This window comes from Pedobacter sp. MC2016-05 (assembly GCF_026239735.1).
GTDB lineage: Bacteria > Bacteroidota > Bacteroidia > Sphingobacteriales > Sphingobacteriaceae > Pedobacter.
Genome location: NZ_JAPIVT010000022.1, coordinates 76,043 through 94,492 on the forward strand (window position 1 = coordinate 76,043; position 18,450 = coordinate 94,492).

The window sequence follows — 18,450 nt, forward strand, 5'->3', positions numbered from 1 at the left end:
TTTTAATCTATAGCTTATAAATCTTTATTTGATCCAAAACAACGTTCTCATCCAATGCTTTAACGGTAATGGAGTGTTTGCGTTGTTTATTATTCAAGTTGGTCACAATCATACGTTTGGCTTCATTGGTTAAAACATTGATTTTCCATTCTTCATTTCGGTCGCTGGTATGGTAATCCACAACTTTTGTGGCTTGATCATCAATTTTGATTTCAAACCGAATCAATTTTCCTTCCACCGGTAAATTCGGAGCAAGCGCTACTTCAACCCTTATCGAATCTGTCGTAGGAGTATTAAATTCATAAACTACGTGATCTCCTTTTTTAATAGATACCGCTCCACTTTGATAGCCTAAGCCATGTGACACAGGTTTTGTGCCTCCGAATTTCACAAATTGATTTCCGTTGAATGTTGCAAATGGGGATTGGAAGGTTTTAAGCGGAGTCGCCGACTTTACTTGCGGTAATTTTTGAAAAACTGCAAGCTTTCTGGGTTTGGAATCCATCATGTTTTTCCATTTTCCATTCGCCAAAGTCGAATACTTAGTGGTGAGTTTCTCAATGGAATCATAAGCGGCATCGCTTTGCGACCAATTCGCACGGCCATGTCTGGCAAGTTGCGCATATAGCAGCTTTTTGTTTAACTCGGCTGCTCCACGTACTGGATATTCAATTAATTCAAACCAGGCATTTTGCTTGTCGGCTGGTATAGCTTTAGAAAGCTGGATTACTTTTTCCGCAATTTTATCATAATCGGCGATACGGTTTTTTATTTCCTGCTCGCTCCAGGGTAAATCTACAACTTCTTTAAATTTCGGGTCGGTTTCCTCGGTTCGGGTGTTGCCCATAAATTCGGGTTTTCGGATATAGGCTAAGCGATAATATTCATTCATTACGGCGAGCAAATCAGCAGCATATTGCTGGCCAAACTCTCTTGTAAGCCATGTTTTCAAATGTTGATCCAATCCTTTCTTATTATCTTCAATAGAATCGATATTCCAAGCCATATCCAAGAATAGTTCGGTTAAATATTCCCCCGGCTTAATATCACCAACGTTTAGGATCCACATGTCTTTAGCACCTTTACCATAAGCAAGCTTCATTTGCGTATAAATTTGTGCAGGATGATTGGTAGATAGCCAAAGGTAATCATGCGGGCGACCCCAATAAGAAATGTGGTAGTAAATCCCATTTCCGCCTTTGCGGTTCCGCTCTGCTTCGGTAGGGAAATGGCGGATATAGCCATAATTATCATCTGTCCACATCAAAGTCACATCATCAGGCACTTTAAGGCCCATGTTATACACATCTAGAACCTCTTTGTAAGGAATAAAAACCTGAGGAACTTTAGTCAAATCAGGATTTAAATTTTCACTGATCATGCTGCGTTGATCTGCAATTATCGAGGTGATGGCATCAAATTGTTCCTTTAAGGTATTTGCCCCTTGCATTTTTCCATCATGAATCCCTCTAATTCCCAAGGTGTAAATGTTGTCAGAGTTTTTAAGGTCCTTCACTCGGGTTTCCCAAAAGCGCAACACATTTTCACGGTTATTTACATAATCATAATTGCCTTTACCATCAATTTTCCATTCTGTATTGGCACTCCTCATCATCGGTTCACAATGTGATGAACCGACAACAAGTCCATATTTATCTGCCATTTCTCTATTGCCAGGCGTTTGAAAGAAAGCTACAGAAACTTCGTGCATGGCTGGCCAAAAAGCATTTGCCCTTAAACGCAACAGCAGTTCAAAAATTCGGGCATGTGTTTTTGGACCTATTTGCCCTTTAATTTTCGAAGGTTCGAAAGTGCGGGAACTCCAGGGCATCAAACCAAAATCTTCATCGTTGATAAATATGCCACGATATGCCACCGATGGATGTTCTAATAATTGAAAACCGTTTTTAAAGCTTAGTGAATTTTTCCTGGCGATGACCGCATCTGCCCACCATTCCCAGGGTGAAACGCCGATGCGACGAGATAATTCGAGTATGCCATAGGCGGTACCTCTTTTGTCGCTACCTAAGATGTACATTTTATCATTTTCTACCCATAAAGCATAACCTTCAGGATGAATTTTCAGCTTTGCCAAAGATTCCTGGTCAATCAGTTTTTCTGCAAGGGAATGATTTCCAAGGGTGCCGGCTATAATTTGTGCGTTTGAACCTTTTAGTAAATTTGCACTGAAAACAGCGCTAAAATCTCTTGAAAAGATATCAACTGCCGTTCGTACTACATCTTCTTCTCCGCCAGGCAATGAAATTTCCATATTCTTCCCCTTGCGAAAGATAAAGTCGGCGAATAGGAGCTGGGGTGCTGCAAAGAAAACAATCAGCAGGAGTAGTAGTTTAAAATTCATCTTTTATTACTTGATAATCATTTTTGATAGGGAGATATTATTTGCTGAGCTGCCTTAGACAGATGTTGCTTTAAACCAATTGATATGCCCATTCTCAAAACACATAGTTAGCTCCATAGAATACTCAAAAGTTTGCATTTGCGCATCAGTTTTATTTACTTTTAATTAAAGAAACATCATCTATAAAGCAGCTGGCATCAGCCATTCCCTCGGCTAAAAAGCCAATTTCAGCTTTCCCTTCGGTGATATCAATATTCTCCAGCATAATAGTATTCCAATTATTGTTTTCTTTTTCAAAATGGTGACTGAGCCTTTTGCCTCCGCTTACAGCATACATTTCCAAATTCTTAAATCGGCCATTGTTTTTTATTTTTGCGGTTAATTTATAGCGCCCATCAACCAGTTTAACTCGGGTAGTTGAGGTAATAATTTGATTAATTTTTCTTTCGAAATTTACTTTATCGCTAACATTTAAACTCTTCTCGCCAATAACAATTTTTCTTTCGGCTGTGCTGTTGAAATGATTTAACGTCGGTGAGGTTAAACTATCCAAGCTAATTTGATTTCCTTTAATGACAGCGGTTTTCCAACCTGTTAATTGCATTTGAACTGGCTTAACCACACTTGGAATTCGCTTTCTATCTGCTTCAAAGCTACCATTTTTAACAAAGTCATTATCGTCAGCAACTTTCCAGGCGCCAGTTTCAATATTGAGATTCCATGAGTTAAGCGAATTGAAATACGGTGTTTTTCCTTCAAAAGACAGTGGACACCATTGATTATAACCCAATCCATTTCCAGCGAAATCAGCCCAGCGATCACCACAAAAAATAACAGTTTCTGTTTTTGAACCCTTAACATTAACGAAGAAACCTGTTTGTGAAATGTGTGCATAATCATCAGCACTTCCGTTCGTAACCAGCATTTTATTGGTAGGTAAATACGGTCCACTGATGTTATCGGCCACTAGATAGTAAGCCAGCGAGCCATCCCATCCATAAATATTTGAAGCATACATGTAATATTTCCCTCCAAATTTGAACATGCAATTGCCCTCACGGCTCTCACCCTTGAAAATTTCTACACAATCCAATAGGTTTACTTTGCCGTTTTTTACTCCGATTTCTGAAAGATAAATTTTATTGCGACCGCGACCATAAGAATAAACCAAATATGATTTTCCAGTATCTTCATCGTTAAAAACTGTTTGGTCGCCAGTATTACTGGTTCCAATCATTGGCTCCATGTTTATTCGCTGATGCCAGGTAAAGGCACCATTCGGAGTATCAGATGTAGTAATGAGCACCTGATTACCATGCTGAACAAACATGGCGTACTTTTTCAGTGCTGCAATATAGGCTACCCCTAATCTACCAACCCAGGTTTTAGGTATTCTGCTAATTTCACCTTTAGTTAAAACGTTACCTTCGCTAGTCCAGTTCACCAAATCATTAGAACTATAGCAAGTAACGGATTCGAATGTTGCATTTGGATAGGTAACTGATAGATTGTTTAGGTAAAGTTCGGCTTCGGCATATTTGACCCCATACCAGAAATACTTTTTAGTGCCAGATTTTGGATCGGTAAACTGAAAAATACCACCGCCCTGGCTATAAATAGGCTGGCCATCTTTCGCTTTCCAAAAATTATCATTTTTGATGTTTGCAAACTGTGCTTGTAAATTATTTACAGCGGTAAACAAAAGCAAAAATGTAAGGAGTAGAACAGGTAATTTGAAATGATTTTTTATTTTACTCATTTAATGTTCAATTGACTTTATTTTCTAGTGCTAAAATTTCGATACGCTAGGCCACTGCGGCAAGCTCATTGTGTCAGCTCTACAGCTCGCAATTTCTATTCTATTTAGCTCCGTAAATTTCGGTTTCAATAATACTTAAGCCTCCCTTTGATTTGGTTTCAGCCCGCTCAATGCCGTCATCAAGCTTTTTGCCATTCACTTCAACGCCGATTTTTTCGCTCTCTGCAGTTTCTTTTCCAGAACCTAGCAACTGAATAGTTACCGTTTTACCTGTTGTTGGCTTACACACTGCGGTAAAATAGCCCAAACTTGGAATGGTATTGCCTTTAAAAACCTCTTTGTCATCCACCAAAATTCTTATCGGATACGCTTTAGTTCTGAAACCATTTACTTTCAATTCAACTTCCGTGACCCTGGTTTCTTTAGCCAAATTATATTTGATCCAGGCGGTGTTTAAATTACCATCGTTTACCCAATCGCTGAGCTCGTTATCATCATAACTTAGCTTAGCCTTTTCTGTATTAGCGCCGGCAGAAGCTGATAAAATGGTTACAGGTGTTCTGCTCATCTGGTAAGTTTGTGCTACGGGTGTTTCACCCCGCTGTAAGTTTGATTTTAATCCATCAGGCGGAAATTGGACTGATAAACCATCATTAACATTCACGGGAAGCGTTTCTAAGGTAATGGTAGCGGATTTTAATCCATCAGCTTTGGCAGTGATATTGATTTTACCCGGCATTGTGGTCGACCGAATTAAGACCCGGTTGACGCCGCCTTCTACAGGCAACTGTTTGGATAGGATATAGTTATCTGGTCCTTGCGCCAAGCCACCACGCCATTCTGCCGGACCACTCATTTCAAAATTAATTAGGTTCAATGCGATCGGGTTTCTATTTCCTTCAGCGTCTACAACCTCTACCTGAACGAGTGCCAAATCAGCACCATCTGCTTTAAATCCTGTGGGATGTTGTAGCTTGGTCAGTTTAATGGCAACAGGCGTTCCCGCTGTTTTAATTTGCTTTTCAGCTAATTTGACACCTTTGTCGTCATAAGAAATCGCTTTTAAGCTTCCAGATTTATAAGTAACACCTTTAAAAGTATACAGAAAGCCATCTCTTTTGGCTCCAAAACCCAACGATTTTCCATTAAGAAACAGTTCAGTTTTATCGCCTGCGGCGATGATATGAATATCCTTTTTAATTCCAGCCTTATAATTCCAGTGACCAATAATATGAATGCCTGTTTTCTTGGTATCGACCCAGCCATCCCAAATCACTTTGTGCGCATAAAATCCATCTTTAGGGATTCTTATGGCATCTACTTCGCCGCTGCGACGGTAATTTTCTTCTCCACGGTAATGGGTGTTAGAATCCGAAAAGATGATATTTACGCCTCCAGAACTTACCCTTTTTCCCGTCCCTGGTCTTTCTTTGTAATATTCATTCCATCTCACTACGTTTTCTATAGCATGTGTATCCTGATTTCTATTATAAATGCTGGCATCAGCCCCCTTGTAAAGTGGGCCCGCACCATCTTTATGAAAGGGAGGCGAAAACTCGTCCCAGTATTTTCTTAAACCTTCATCTCTGGAATATTCCATCGACCACAAGGGTTTCGAAGCACTTTTATTGATGTACAGCATTTCGCCGCCATATTCTGCGGAAGGAATGTCCAACATTTCTCTGGAGCCGATCGCCCGGCCTCCGTTAGGGTCGTACTGATCTCGAATTGCCTTCATTTCATCCATATGGGCTGCACTAATAGATTCATTGCCACATTCGTAGAACAGGATGCTTGGATTATTTCGATTGTAAATAATAGCATCTGTCATCACCGACTTTCGTTGATCCCACCGGGTTCCCGTTACATCTTTTTCTGCATCACCGGCAGGCATAGCTTGAATTAAACCTACCCTGTCGCAGGATTCTACATCTTGTTTCCATGGCGCAATATGCATCCATCTTACTAAATTGGCATTACTTTCCACCATCAATTGATTGCTGTAATCACTTAACCAGGCGGGCACAGACAAACCAATGGCAGGCCACTCGTTGCTGGTTCGTTGTGCATAACCTTTCATCATCAATACCCGATCATTGAGGTAAACCATACCATCTTTGAATTCAGCCTTCCTAAATCCGGTTTTTGTATTTAATTCATCAACCGTATTGCCGTTTATTTTAATTCGGGAAGTAACCGTGTATAAATATCCATAGCCCCAACTCCAGAAATGCAATCCCTCAACCATTGCCTCTGCTTTTAGCATTGCGGTTGTTCCTGGCGCTAAGTGCTGAGCTGTGGATTGAAAAGTTTTAATCACTTTACCTGATGCATCTTTTATTTGCACCTCATACTGCACTTCGCTTATTGCTGAGGTCTCATTACGGACTTGCGATTCAGAAACGATTACTGCTTTTTTACCTGTGATATCAAAGTTTTTGGCATAAATATAGTTGCCCGTTGTTTTCAGTAAAGCATTTAATGGCAAAGTTTGATAAATTTTTCCCGTGAGGTGCAGGCGAACATTTTTAGAGATTCCGCCGTAATTGGCATTGAAATTTTTATCACTCCATTGGTAACCCGAGTTTGTAGCCTTCTCTTTGTAATTCCATGCATTATCAATTCTTACGGCAAGCACATTGTCTTTGTCTGGCTGAAGTAAATTGCTGATATCAAAGCCGAAAGCCGTTACCCCATTTTCATGCCGACCGATAAACACGCCATTTAAATAAAATTCTCCGGCCTGCCTGATTCCCTCAAATTCAAGGAAAACTTTGTGATCTTTTGAGCCTTCAACTTTGAAATGTTTTCTATACCAGGCGATGCCAGTAGAGAGCTGTTCGATAGATTTCTTAAATGCCTCATCTTCATTCCAGGCGTAGGGAAGGGTGATTGATTTCCAGCTGCTGTCATCAAATTCAATGTTTTTGGCATTTTCCCGATCACCCACCAATAATTTCCATCCGGGATTGAAATTAAAGGTTTTTCGTTGATTTTGCGCCTGAAGGTTGAAGGTAGAGAAGCTGAAAAATATAATGAGGTATAAATATTTCATGTTTTAGTGTTTTAGTTTCGCATAAAGTGGTGCATCTCTGTCGCAAGTGATTTCACCATTTTCATATTTCAGTTCAGTCATTTGTATGGAGCTTCTTCTGGTGGTGTAATTATCTATGCCTTTATTTTCAGGTGTTTTGCCAGGATGTGTGAAATAATAAACGTAAGCTTTCCCATTGTTGACCAGCACATCGCAATGACCGCCTATCACGCCATCATCTTCGCCTTTGCCTGGCACTTGCAAAATGTTTTTTTCCTGCCTTTTCCAGGTTAATAAATCAGTTGAGGAATAGACACCGAGGCCTTTCCAGTTGTCAACAATCATCCAATAGGTATTTTTCCAGTAGAAAACCTTTGGGCCTTCGCATCCTTTATCACCAACAATTCTTTTTCCGCTATCAACCCAATGGTAAAGGTCTTTGCTATCAGCGTAGAAGATCGATTTGCCTGCCACTTCATTATTGTAATACATCCGCCAACCCTGGTTAGTGGGCAATTTAAATACGCAGGCATCTATGCAACGATCGGAGGCCAAAGGCAATTTAGATTCGAATTTCCAGTTGATTAAGTTTTTACTGGTTAAATGAATAATATACCGTGGATGGCGCCAATCTTTAAAAACTCCCGGCACGTAGGTAAGGTACATGTGATAGATACCTTTGTTTTCTATCACTTCTGGCGCCCAGTGGGTGTAATCTGTTAGGCGATATTGAATGTCGCAAGTGTCGCGGTAGTTCCATTTTATGCCATCTTTTGATTCGGCGATGCCAATTCTGGTTCCATGTACCCAGCTCACTCCATCAAGGTTTTTTGCATTAGCCCGCCTGTTGGTATAAAACATAAACCACTTTTTTTCACTCTTATTCCAAATGACTACAGGGTCTGCTGCTCCATCACATGTAGGATCTCTGAAAAGAGGTTTATTAATTAATGATGTGCCTTTTTGTTGTGCAAAACTGAATACGGAAACTAAAAGCAAGCAAGCGAAGATAATTTTTTTATAGATAAAGATTTTCATAAGATGTAATGCTTCAGCATGCCGCAACATGGTGTTGTCAACAATCTTAAGACTCAAATATTTGGTTAAATAGCTTACACGATTTTACGGTTTAAAAATTGGTATACCATCCTGTTCCATCCTGTTTAAAGTAGGTTCAAAGGATTTGGGAGGGTAGACTTAAATTTCAATCGTTTGAAAAAATAGGTGTAATACACGAACTTCTTCAAACAAAAAGAGCAATTAACTCGAAGTTAATTGCTCTTGTAATTCAATATAGTACTGTTCTTACCAGCCTGGATTTTGTAGAGCCTGTTTTTGAGTTGGGCTCAATGCGCTTCCACTAGATTTGATCACGTCAAGGAACGATTGAGGGATTGGTCGAAGATAGTGTTTTCCATCTATCGGCTTCGCTTCTGCATTAAACGCTGCAGTTCGGGCAACTAGGGTTTTGGTCCTAGCTAAGTCTTCCCATCTTTGCAACTCGCCCATTAATTCGCGGGAACGCTCATTTAAAATGAATGCTGTAAACTTATCGGCCTGTGAAGCGGCATCAATCTTATCATAAAACTCTTTATTAGAGTTGAAAATATCACCATCGCTATTGAGGTGCATTGATGCTAAGGTGTTAGCAGTTGTTACTGCCAAGTTATTCGATTCGAAATAGGTGTTTTTATCAGAGTATGAAGAAAGGGCAGTGGCATTGGTAACCGGGTTTGTTTTGTAGGAAATTCCGCCATCCAAATAGGATTCTCTATTTTCTCCATCTTTGTAAGCGGCACGATCTCTAACTCTGTTTAAGTAAGGAATGGCTTGAGCGTACTGACCTAATCTGCCGTATGCTTCGGCTGCTATGAGATAAGTTTCTGCTAAACGGGCTAAAATTCCATCTCTCTGGCCAAATTGAGAAGCCACTAAGTTACGAGAGCCATCCATAAATTTAGATAACGCAACAAACTGGCTAACGCCATAATTTCCGTGTGCTGCAAGGTAGCTTTGTGATTGACCGGAAAAATATCTTACAAACATACTTGGTTTTCTACGACCAATATCTGTTGGAAGAGGATTTGCAGCATTCGCATCCAAAGCAGTGTAACGAATATCGCCAGCATTATTTACAATGTACAATACCGCTTCTTCACCACCTACAAATTTGGCCTGACCAACTTGCGCCGGAGTAGGAGCATTAGCCGCAGTCCATTTAGGTGCACTTGCCGGATTATTTGAAACATAGCGGGTTTTAAAACTTTTCCAGAACCTGGAGTCGTTTACACGGTCGAATACATCTAAAGCATAATCTGTTGATCTTAAACGCTGAAATTCACGACCACCTGCAAGATCACGCACCATTCCTGGAAGGGTTTGATAAACCGACGGATAATATAAATGGATTTGGTTGCCATAACGACCTTGAGTAGTAGTGTTATTTGAAAATTGAGCTGCTAAAATAATTTCTTTATTTGATTCATTTGCGCCATCAACTGTTGTAAAGTTCCAAAGATCGCTGAAGTTAGTGGCTAAGGTGTAGCCACCGCTATTAATTACCAAATCAGCATACTTAACGGCGTTTTGTAAATCGGCAGTTTTAGTTTCGCCATTCCACTCATTGTTAATTTCGCTAGCACGAAACAGGTAGGCCTTTGCAAGGAAATGCGCTGCTGCCCATTTGGTAATTCTTCCAGGTTCTGCTGCTGTTGTAGGGAGTAAATCGTAAGCTTGAATAAAATCTTGAATTACTTGCGCATAAATTTCTTTTGCTGTACTTCTTGTAAATTCTTCCTGGATAGTTTCCGAAGGTTCAAGTTTTAACGGAACGCCGCCAAACTGTTTAACCAACTTAAAGTAATCAAAAGCACGCATGAAGTAACCTTCACCTAAGCGCACATTTTTATTTGCACCATCATAATATACCGGTACATTTTTAATGACAATGTTTGCCGAATTGATGTTGCCATACATATTGTCCCAAACGGAGGCAATATCACCCGATAGAGAGTTGAAGTTTCCATCATAAGAGTTAAACATTTGTTCGGTACGATCGCCGCCAACGGTAAACTCATCAACGCCGTAATTTGTGGTAGTGTAAGCCCAAGTGTAGTTAAAGTGGAACTTTAGACTTTGATACATACCGATTACCAAACCATCCAAACCTAAGGATGTTTGAAAATCGGCAGTGTTATGCGAATTAATTACCTCTTCATCTAAGAAGCTTTTTTTACAGGAAGTTGGAAGGATCATCAATGTACCCAACAACACCATTCCTGACAGTATATTTATAAACTTTTTCATTTTCATTTTTCTTTGGCTAGAAGCTAGCGTTAATTCCAAATACAAAACCTCTGTTAAAAGTAGATCCACCTAAATCAGGATCGATCCAGCTAACATTTGAATAAATCAATCCTGGGTTAATCACTTGTGCATAGAATCTCAAACGAGACAGTGTTAGTTTCTTTGCGATGTCTGCAGCGAAATTGTAACCCAATGAGATGTTTCTGATTTTAATAAATGAAGCATCTTGGTAGTTCAAAGCACTTATGTATTGATCGCCACTTGCGCTAGCATAATTCGGAGCCGGATAAGCATTTGTAGGATTAGTTGGGGTCCAATAATCAACCACTCGTTGTGCAAAACGCCCTTGTAAAGGTTCTGCGCCTGTTTGGATTAAGAAGTTGTAGCGAGCCACCATAAAAATTGATAAATCGAAACCTTTGTAAGCAAAAGTGTTTGTTAAACCACCTGTCCAGCTCGGATTGTAGTGGCCTAATACCTGGCGATCATTATTTGCATCGATCTTATAATCGCCGTTTATATCCTTTACTTTAACGCTACCGGGAGCAAACCAACTGGTTTTTGCCGCAATATTTGCATTAAACTTTGCCATTTCTGCCATGTCTTCTGGTGTATTTTGCCAAATCCCTTCTTTTACATAATCGTAAGCCACACCATTTCTTTGACCAATGAAAAATCGGTCGTTAACCATATCACCGTTGTCCAGTTTTACAATCTCATCCTTGCTCATAGAAAAGTTTAAAGTCGATTCCCATGTAAAATCATCGCTCTTGATGTTTACGCTGTTAATGGTGAGGTCAAGTCCTTTGTTTTTTGTCGAACCGACGTTATCAAACGAAGTAGTATAGCCATTTACTGAAGCAATCTTTTTCAATAAAATCAAATCGGTTGTTTTCGATTTATATAAATCCAATGATCCAGAGATTCTGCCTTTAATTAAATCGAAATCAAGACCTAAGTTATATTGTAATGTTTTTTCCCAACTTAATAATTTATTAGGGAGTGGGATAGGATTTGCTAGAGAGGCATCTGAAGATACATAGCCAGTTTGAGGAGAAGTTCCGAAAGTGTAAGTTAGCGGTTGAAGCAAACCAAGTGTACTACCAATATCTACTGACGAATTGCCAGTGCTACCCACACCCAATCTTAATTTTAACTGGTTAACCCATTTAATATCTTTCATGAAATCTTCTTGCTCTAACCTCCATGCCAACGCTGCAGAAGGGAAAAAATCCCATTTGTTACCAGCAGCTAACTGCGAGGCGCCGTCCCAACGGGCAGAAGCCGTTAACAAATATTTACTGTTCCAGCTGTAGTTAGCCCTGGCCATGTAAGAAACTAATGTCGACTTCCTTAAATTAGCATCAAACGCATCTAAATTTGTAATGTTACCTGTGTTTAAACCATACCAAAGCGAGTTTGGTAATGAAATTTTGCTTCCTGTTAATGATGATGATTCTTCACGGTAAGATGATGAACTTTGCAATAAAGTAACGCCAAAATTGTGTTTATTGATGGTCTTATCATAGTATAATAAATGATCAAGCGTATAAGCAAACCGGCTATTTTGATTTAATTGCGCATAATTATTAATTGATCCCGGTACCCCAGCATCGCGGTTAACAGATTTCGCATCCTGATATCTTCCATTATAATAGTTTGAGAAATCCGGACCGAAGTTAACACGGTATTTTAAATCTTTTAATATGTTTACTTCAGCAAATACAGAACCTAATGTGCGCAAGGTTTTGCGCAGGTTGATATTGTAGTCTGCTTCTAAAACCGGGTTTTGAATGTTGATATCGCCCCCAGGTAAGTTAATGCGGTTACCGTTAGCATCAAATGGAATAGCTAAAGGAAGCATCCCACGTGCTGCAAAATAAATGCTACTCGCTCCTGAAGCACTCGCCGCCTGGAAACCATAGTTTTGCAGTCCATAGGTTGCCGTTAAGTTAGCACCCATTTTAAACCATTTTACCGGATTAATTTCTATGCTCAGCTTTCCGCTGTAACGTTCAAAATCCTGACCCAATTGAGTTCCTTCTTGGTTTAAATAGCCGAATGAACCGTAGGCTTTAATTTTATCAGTACCACCGCTCACACTTAAAACATGATCTTGTGTTACGCCAGTTCTGGTTACCAAATCTCCCCAATTCGTTGTAGGTACTAAACTCCCATCAAATACCCCATTAACCCAACCTTGATCGAGGTTGGCCAACATATTTGGATCTTGTTTAAAAATCTCCCGATCTGCAGCTTGTGTAGCCACTACAGGATAATTATAAATAGGAGCAGTGTTGGTTCCGTTTATCGAATTGATATAGGCTGTTCTGCGGTAAGCATCGCGGCGAAATTCAATATACTGACCTGAGTTCATCATTTCTGCTCTATCGTTTAATTTTTCGATCGTTGCTGTTCCAACGTAATCCAAAGTCAATCGTCCTGCTTTACCTTTCTTTGTAGTTACTAAAACTATACCATTAGCGCCTCGTGAGCCATAAATAGCTGTAGCAGATGCATCCTTCAGAATGTCGATTGTTTCAATGTCATTTGGATTTATTGCCTCAATGCCTCCAGCCTGCAATGGAATTCCATCAACTACATATAGTGGGGCATTACTTGCCGTAAGTGAGCGTACACCACGAATCAATATACTTCCCAATTGGCCTGGGCGTTCATTCGACGTAATATCAACACCAGCTGCTTTACCCTGAATAGCCTGCAATGCATTAGTTACCGGTCTTGATCTAATTTCTTCGGCTCCTACACTTACTACAGCTCCCGTTAAATCGCTTTTCTTAACGGTATTATACCCCACAATCACTACCTCATCCAGATCATTGATTGAACTTTTCAACTGGACAGTGATAGTCGTTCTTCCATTTACCGGAACATCCTGGCTTGCGTAACCAATATAACTTACCTCTAAAACAGGGCTTGTAACTGTTGAAGGGATGTTGATTGAAAATGCACCGTTGGCATCTGTTGTGGTTGCCAGGGCTGTGCCCTTAATTTTAATACTAACGCCTACCAGGGTTTCGCCTTTGTCGTCAGTAATTTTTCCCTTTACAGTAACATCGAGTTTTTTACTGTTTTTTGCATGAACAATGCGCACAATTTCAGCGCCTGATGCCGCATTAACGGTGTTACTCATGAGCATAAACGACAATGCAGAAACACCTACAATCAGGATTTTTTTTCTGCTTGATACATTTAGCCGATGATTTGATTTTGATTGGAAATTCAAATTCATGGTAATGATTTTAATTAATATTTGGTTAATAAGCGATCAATGATTTGCGAAACGTCTTCCAGTAGTTTACCTTTCGGTAACACAGCGATCATAGTGAAAAAATAATAAGATTGCGGATTTACGGGCTGTAAGTTAGTCGTTGATACGGATATATATTTGGTTAAACTTATGCGATGTTAGCGGTTTTAAATAATTATTCCGTCCTGTTCTATCCTGTAGGGAGTGTTAAATTTCTTAGAAAATCAAGGGGATAGGAGTTGCTGAAAAACTTTCATCGAGGAAGTAGAAGTTTTAAGGGAGAGCATTTTTAACCGCTGTAGATTTACCTGCAAGATATTGCCAGAGATGCCTATGCTCACAACCAAACGAAAATTTTTCTGTCTGATCAGTTTGAATGTGATTAAACAAAAAAACCTCACATTTCTGTGAGGTTTTTCGTGATCCCGATAAGACTTTAACCTAGTTTAAAAATGAAAGTTTAAATCGTTTTATGGGTGGATTTCAATATTTTCTAAAATCTATAATTAGTAAGCTTGAATTAGAACATTTGCCGGGATGTGGAGTACATCAATTAATTTTCGGATCATAGACAGGCTTAGTTTTCTTTTTCCCGATAGAACCTCTGATTTCCTTGAACGGGTACCTAATAAATTGCTAAGTTCGTTTTCAGACAAATTCATTTGTTCCATCCTAAACTTTATAGCTTCTATTGGATTAGGATACGAAACAGGATAATGCACTAATTCATATTCCTTGATTAATAGGCTCAAAATTTCTAATTCATCAGAAATTAAAGAACCTTCGATAATATCAGTTTGCATCAACTCATACACATGAGCCAGAGCATTATCGTATTCTTCCTCAGTTTTAATTGGTTTTAACATAACTAATTTTTTTAGCATTTATTTTATCATACTGTTGATGCGAACCAAACCACACAACAAACACAATTTTTAATCTGTACTCTATATCTACTATTAAGCGATAACTATTGCCGTGAATATTAAAAACAACTCTTTTTTCATTGAGAACAGAAGCATTTTTATATTGTGCTTTTAGCTCATTCGGATTATTCCATAATGCAGAAACCGCCTCTTCATACCAGCTCAATAATGCCTGTTCTGCCTGATGGAATTCATCAATATAATCCTTAAGAGTCTTTATGGCTATCACTCGCATATTTAACAAATATACTAATTTGTTCCCAAAAAGGGAACATAAGGTTAATTGATTTCTTTTTCAGATTTAAGTAGGTAAGCAAATAGCAATCTTAGAAATTAGATTATCAAGATTCTAATATGATTGTGAACGCAGACATTAGTGTTAATTATAAAAGCTATTTTGTGAATATATTGATTTCAATTAGATTGAGTTAATTTTTATTTTCCTAGATACCTTTTAATGCAAAATGCCCCAATTTTCATTGAGGCATTTCGTGATCCCGATGGGATTTACACCAAGTGTAAAAATCAGCGTTTGCAATATCTTAGAGTGGCTTTGAAATTCGAACTCCCCGAATAACGCACCTTTTTTTTAATAAATAATGGTTGCAAATCCTATGCTTAAATATACCTAAATTTCTTGTAATGTCAAAATAAAACTCGTTTTCTATCACATTAACTTACGGACTTAACGAATAAGAGAATTTGATAAAATACTATTATTGGAGAATCTTTCCCAATTAAGATCATGTGAAGTTCCATATTAAAATAAGCCCGTTTTACGTTTGAAAGCATATCTCTAAATATTACCGTAATATAGCCAATTTACCGTTGCGTCATCATCATGAAGGTCAAGGTAGGTGGGCATACGCCATTCCTGAAAAGGTGCACCAAAAGTGGAGTAAAATATTGCATACTATAAAAGCAGGTAAATTTCCTAAACTTAAAGGTACAATGAATGGACTGGCAGGAGGAATGCAGATTTTCTCATTGCTTACTGATTTTAATACAGGCAATCCAGATGCATGGTTAAATTGGTATGGTCTCGTGGATCAAGTTGGCAAGGTATATAAACAACCATTTTCGGGCGATTATTTTGTTATCACGAAGCAGACAAAATTTATGAACAGTAGCGGTGAAGTTATCCGTGCAAAAGTTACATATGATGTTTATGCTGATTATATTTGGGACTCTGATGAACAGAAGTATATGGGGGTGCTTAAATTAGGTACTTTTACAGAGTTAGTAGATATGAACAATAGATGGTCTACGGACCAAGTTTGGGAACCAAAAACACTTTAGATCGCATCATAAAATTATATTTTAAAGTATGAAAGCAACCGAATTTGTCGAGAGAATACTAGAGCTAAAACCTAATTTTGATGATTTTAAGAATGTAGAAATTTCAGAAGGGCTTATTAGAGAATGGATCAAACAATTTGATGTCACTAAAATAGCTTTAAAAAAATATGATACAGAGATCTTAACTTTAATTTCAGCTTACGATTTAAGTAATTTAAGGATTAATGATATCACATTTGATTCTGATTATCAAGAAGATAAAGAATATTTATATTTTGGCTGGGATATAAATGACCGTTTGGTATTGAATAAGCATAATGGGCGAATTTTCGCTTATGATGGTTTTGGAGAAAGAATTGTTTATAAATGTGCAGAGAATGAAGAAAAATTTCTTGATGCATTATACGAAATAGCAAAATTTTGGAAGGAAAAAATCATTAGTTCATACTCCGAGGAAATAAGGGATGAAAAATCTATCGGTGTTGCCTATATCGCAGCCTTAAAAGCAGGAGGAGAAGAATATGAAGATTATTACAAGTCAGTTTTATGGGTTGAATAGTAAAAAGGTTCCCAAGCTACGGTTCATCTCTTCTATTGCATCAGCTAGGTAGAAAGACTAAATATATCATCAGGATAAGCTTTTTTGTTGCATCACTAACATTTTCTTTAATTACCGGGCCAATCTGGAAGCATCTTATTCAAATAAATTCTTTTTAAGATAGTAGTATATAAAAAGAATCCCATTGTATATGATTACAATGGGATTCTTTTTAAATTTAAGATTATTACTTTTTCTTTAATTCTAAACGTATATTTTTAACAAAGTCAAGAGAAACCTCTGCAATTTTAGTGATCTGTTCATCAGCTAAGCCAAGCTCCAAAATCAGGTTTTCCACAATTGTATGTTTCGTCTTTTTTTCGCCTCTGCGGTACAGAAAGTCTTTTTCTTCCTTGAAAAATTTACTTATTGTTTCCATAGCGTTTTCAAATTTTTGTTCAACACTACTGCGCAACCGTACAAATATACGCATTTGTTTAAAATACCTGCTTTCGGGCAAAATCACCTTTTGTAAAAGTCTTCACTTGATCTACGATAGATTGAATGGCCTTCTGGCTATCATCTCTACCAAAGTTAGCCAATATCCCTAACATTTTTACTTCGGGATTGCCCGACTTAAGAAATAATTTATAACTGGCATCAGCTATACTTATCAGCCGGTAACTGAACTTATGGTAACGGTTATCAATAAAGGTGGACATTGAAGGTTCATCATCCCTTAAATAAATGACATATTGTTTCATCGGCAATTGATATTTACGCATCAGCATGATGCTGTACTCTGCCATTCGCCAGACCATTTCCTTTTCATCCGCCACCTGAAATTCTATCTGTAGTACATAAGTACGCCGCGCTGCATCGGTCACTTTTTTTAAGGCATCAGGTGTACGTTCTTTGGTATGCTGTACATCATCAGGGTAATTCTTCACTTTGCACAATATCCAGTTTCAGGATATCCCGTATGATAACAGGCAGCGTGATTTCAAGGTTTTCCTTGATAATCTTATCAAACTGGCTGGCCTGTTTCCTGTCTTTTTGTTTGGACATAATTCACAAATCTAATTAATATTGGTCTTTTGTTATAATCCCCCCGCACATTTGCGGCCTGCGGAGCCCTAGCGCTCATTTCTCATTGCTGCTCCCGCTCTGGGAATTTACGGAGTGGTTGACCGTGGTTTCCTACCGTTGTACTCTGGCTTTGCGGTACACATTCGGCACCCTTGGCAGCAACTTTAAAACCACGCACCGCAGTTGCAATGCAAGGTCAGGGTGTTTCAATTGATATAAGCCTTTTACGAAGCCTCATCCATGACAGGGGTAACAGTATATTTTTCCCGGATTAATGCAATGTCTGCGCTTATTTTAGATTCTGTGGCTTGATGGGTTTTGGCATGTTGGGCAATAAATTTTCCCATTAATGGAGCCATATCTTCGCTTACTTTTGTATCCAATACTTTAGCATATAGTTGCGTGGTGCGTATATTGGTGTGTCCAAGCATTTTAGACACACTTTCGATAGGTACACCGTTCAATAAAGTTACTGTAGTTCCAAAAGTTCGTTTGGCTATCCGGATGCCCAATGTTTTATTGACCCCTGAAAGTGCAGCAATTTCAACCAAGTATTCGTTCATCTTTTGGTTGCTGGAAATTGGTAAAGCCCTGTTGTTATGGAGGCAATAAGGATGATCTTTATATTTATCAAGAATACTTGCCGCTATTGGAAGCAAGGGTATTGCTACCCTTGTATCTGTTTTTTTCCGGTAGGTAAATATCCAACGTTCTCCATCTACCCCAATACCAATGTCTGCAAGTTTAAGTTTTTGAACATCCGCATAGGAAAGTCCGGTGTAGCAACTGAACAGAAAAAAGTCCCGTACCTGCGATAACCTGTCAGTAGTAAACTGCTTTTGGGTAATCTTCTGCAATTCATCAGC

Annotated in this window: 13 protein-coding genes; 2 read left to right on the forward strand and 11 right to left on the reverse strand. The window is 38.6% G+C overall.

The window, feature by feature from the left end:
• Positions 1 to 7 precede the first annotated feature (7 nt).
• The 8 genes from OQZ33_RS21010 to OQZ33_RS21045 form a co-directional block, all read right to left on the reverse strand.
• Positions 8 to 2,362, reverse strand: coding sequence for a glycosyl hydrolase 115 family protein (locus OQZ33_RS21010; protein WP_265801391.1), 2,355 nt, complete (start codon positions 2,360 to 2,362; stop codon positions 8 to 10).
• A gap of 151 nt (positions 2,363 to 2,513) precedes the next feature.
• Positions 2,514 to 4,121 carry a family 43 glycosylhydrolase gene (locus OQZ33_RS21015; RefSeq protein ID WP_265801392.1) on the reverse strand — a complete coding sequence of 536 codons (1,608 nt, stop codon included), beginning with the start codon at positions 4,119 to 4,121 and terminating at the stop codon, positions 2,514 to 2,516.
• Positions 4,122 to 4,221: 100 nt separating this feature from the next.
• Positions 4,222 to 7,176, reverse strand: a complete 2,955-nt coding sequence (locus OQZ33_RS21020) for a glycoside hydrolase family 2 protein (protein WP_265801393.1) — start codon at positions 7,174 to 7,176, stop codon at positions 4,222 to 4,224.
• Positions 7,177 to 7,179: 3 nt separating this feature from the next.
• Positions 7,180 to 8,193, reverse strand: coding sequence for a glycosyl hydrolase (locus OQZ33_RS21025; protein WP_265801395.1), 1,014 nt, complete (start codon positions 8,191 to 8,193; stop codon positions 7,180 to 7,182).
• 267 nt (positions 8,194 to 8,460) lie between these two features.
• A complete protein-coding gene (locus OQZ33_RS21030) occupies positions 8,461 to 10,461 on the reverse strand; it encodes a RagB/SusD family nutrient uptake outer membrane protein (RefSeq protein ID WP_265801396.1) in 2,001 nt (666 codons plus the stop codon).
• A gap of 16 nt (positions 10,462 to 10,477) precedes the next feature.
• Positions 10,478 to 13,714 carry a SusC/RagA family TonB-linked outer membrane protein gene (locus OQZ33_RS21035; protein ID WP_265801397.1) on the reverse strand — a complete coding sequence of 1,079 codons (3,237 nt, stop codon included), beginning with the start codon at positions 13,712 to 13,714 and terminating at the stop codon, positions 10,478 to 10,480.
• 524 nt (positions 13,715 to 14,238) lie between these two features.
• Positions 14,239 to 14,598 carry a helix-turn-helix domain-containing protein gene (locus OQZ33_RS21040; RefSeq protein ID WP_265801399.1) on the reverse strand — a complete coding sequence of 120 codons (360 nt, stop codon included), beginning with the start codon at positions 14,596 to 14,598 and terminating at the stop codon, positions 14,239 to 14,241.
• Positions 14,582 to 14,893 (reverse strand): type II toxin-antitoxin system HigB family toxin, encoded by a 312-nt coding sequence (locus OQZ33_RS21045; protein WP_265801400.1) that lies wholly within the window; start codon positions 14,891 to 14,893, stop codon positions 14,582 to 14,584. Before OQZ33_RS21045 ends, OQZ33_RS21040 begins: the two co-directional genes overlap by 17 nt.
• Positions 14,894 to 15,564: 671 nt before the next feature.
• Between OQZ33_RS21045 and OQZ33_RS21050 the strand changes: the two genes are divergently transcribed.
• The gene (locus tag OQZ33_RS21050) at positions 15,565 to 15,957 is read left to right on the forward strand and encodes a hypothetical protein (protein ID WP_265801402.1); all 393 of its coding nucleotides are present in this window, start codon (positions 15,565 to 15,567) and stop codon (positions 15,955 to 15,957) included.
• 28 nt (positions 15,958 to 15,985) lie between these two features.
• The gene (locus OQZ33_RS21055; protein ID WP_265801403.1) at positions 15,986 to 16,516 is read left to right on the forward strand and encodes a hypothetical protein; all 531 of its coding nucleotides are present in this window, start codon (positions 15,986 to 15,988) and stop codon (positions 16,514 to 16,516) included.
• A gap of 226 nt (positions 16,517 to 16,742) precedes the next feature.
• On the opposite strand, the gene OQZ33_RS21060 is transcribed toward OQZ33_RS21055, so the two are convergent.
• The 3 genes from OQZ33_RS21060 to OQZ33_RS21070 all read right to left on the reverse strand — a co-directional run.
• Positions 16,743 to 16,988 (reverse strand): hypothetical protein, encoded by a 246-nt coding sequence (locus OQZ33_RS21060; RefSeq protein ID WP_265801404.1) that lies wholly within the window; start codon positions 16,986 to 16,988, stop codon positions 16,743 to 16,745.
• A 4-nt stretch (positions 16,989 to 16,992) separates the two neighbouring features.
• Entirely contained in the window at positions 16,993 to 17,445 is a 453-nt protein-coding gene (locus tag OQZ33_RS21065; protein ID WP_265801405.1) for a hypothetical protein, read from the reverse strand.
• Positions 17,446 to 17,808: 363 nt separating this feature from the next.
• Positions 17,809 to 18,450 (reverse strand): site-specific integrase (locus OQZ33_RS21070; RefSeq protein ID WP_265801406.1); only part of this gene is annotated, 642 nt, incomplete at its 5' end.

Bases quoted from the DNA above. Each gene is read 5' to 3' on its own strand.
- OQZ33_RS21015 (WP_265801392.1), bottom strand. From the start codon at position 4,121: ATGAGTAAAATAAAAAATCATTTCAAATTACCTGTTCTACTCCTTACA.
- OQZ33_RS21030 (WP_265801396.1), bottom strand. From the start codon at position 10,461: ATGAAAAAGTTTATAAATATACTGTCAGGAATGGTGTTGTTGGGTACA.
- OQZ33_RS21010 (WP_265801391.1), bottom strand. From the start codon at position 2,362: ATGAATTTTAAACTACTACTCCTGCTGATTGTTTTCTTTGCAGCACCC.
- OQZ33_RS21045 (WP_265801400.1), bottom strand. From the start codon at position 14,893: ATGCGAGTGATAGCCATAAAGACTCTTAAGGATTATATTGATGAATTC.
- OQZ33_RS21040 (WP_265801399.1), bottom strand. From the start codon at position 14,598: ATGTTAAAACCAATTAAAACTGAGGAAGAATACGATAATGCTCTGGCT.
- OQZ33_RS21020 (WP_265801393.1), bottom strand. From the start codon at position 7,176: ATGAAATATTTATACCTCATTATATTTTTCAGCTTCTCTACCTTCAAC.
- OQZ33_RS21060 (WP_265801404.1), bottom strand. From the start codon at position 16,988: ATGCGTATATTTGTACGGTTGCGCAGTAGTGTTGAACAAAAATTTGAA.
- OQZ33_RS21055 (WP_265801403.1), top strand. From the start codon at position 15,986: ATGAAAGCAACCGAATTTGTCGAGAGAATACTAGAGCTAAAACCTAAT.
- OQZ33_RS21025 (WP_265801395.1), bottom strand. From the start codon at position 8,193: ATGAAAATCTTTATCTATAAAAAAATTATCTTCGCTTGCTTGCTTTTA.
- OQZ33_RS21035 (WP_265801397.1), bottom strand. From the start codon at position 13,714: ATGAATTTGAATTTCCAATCAAAATCAAATCATCGGCTAAATGTATCA.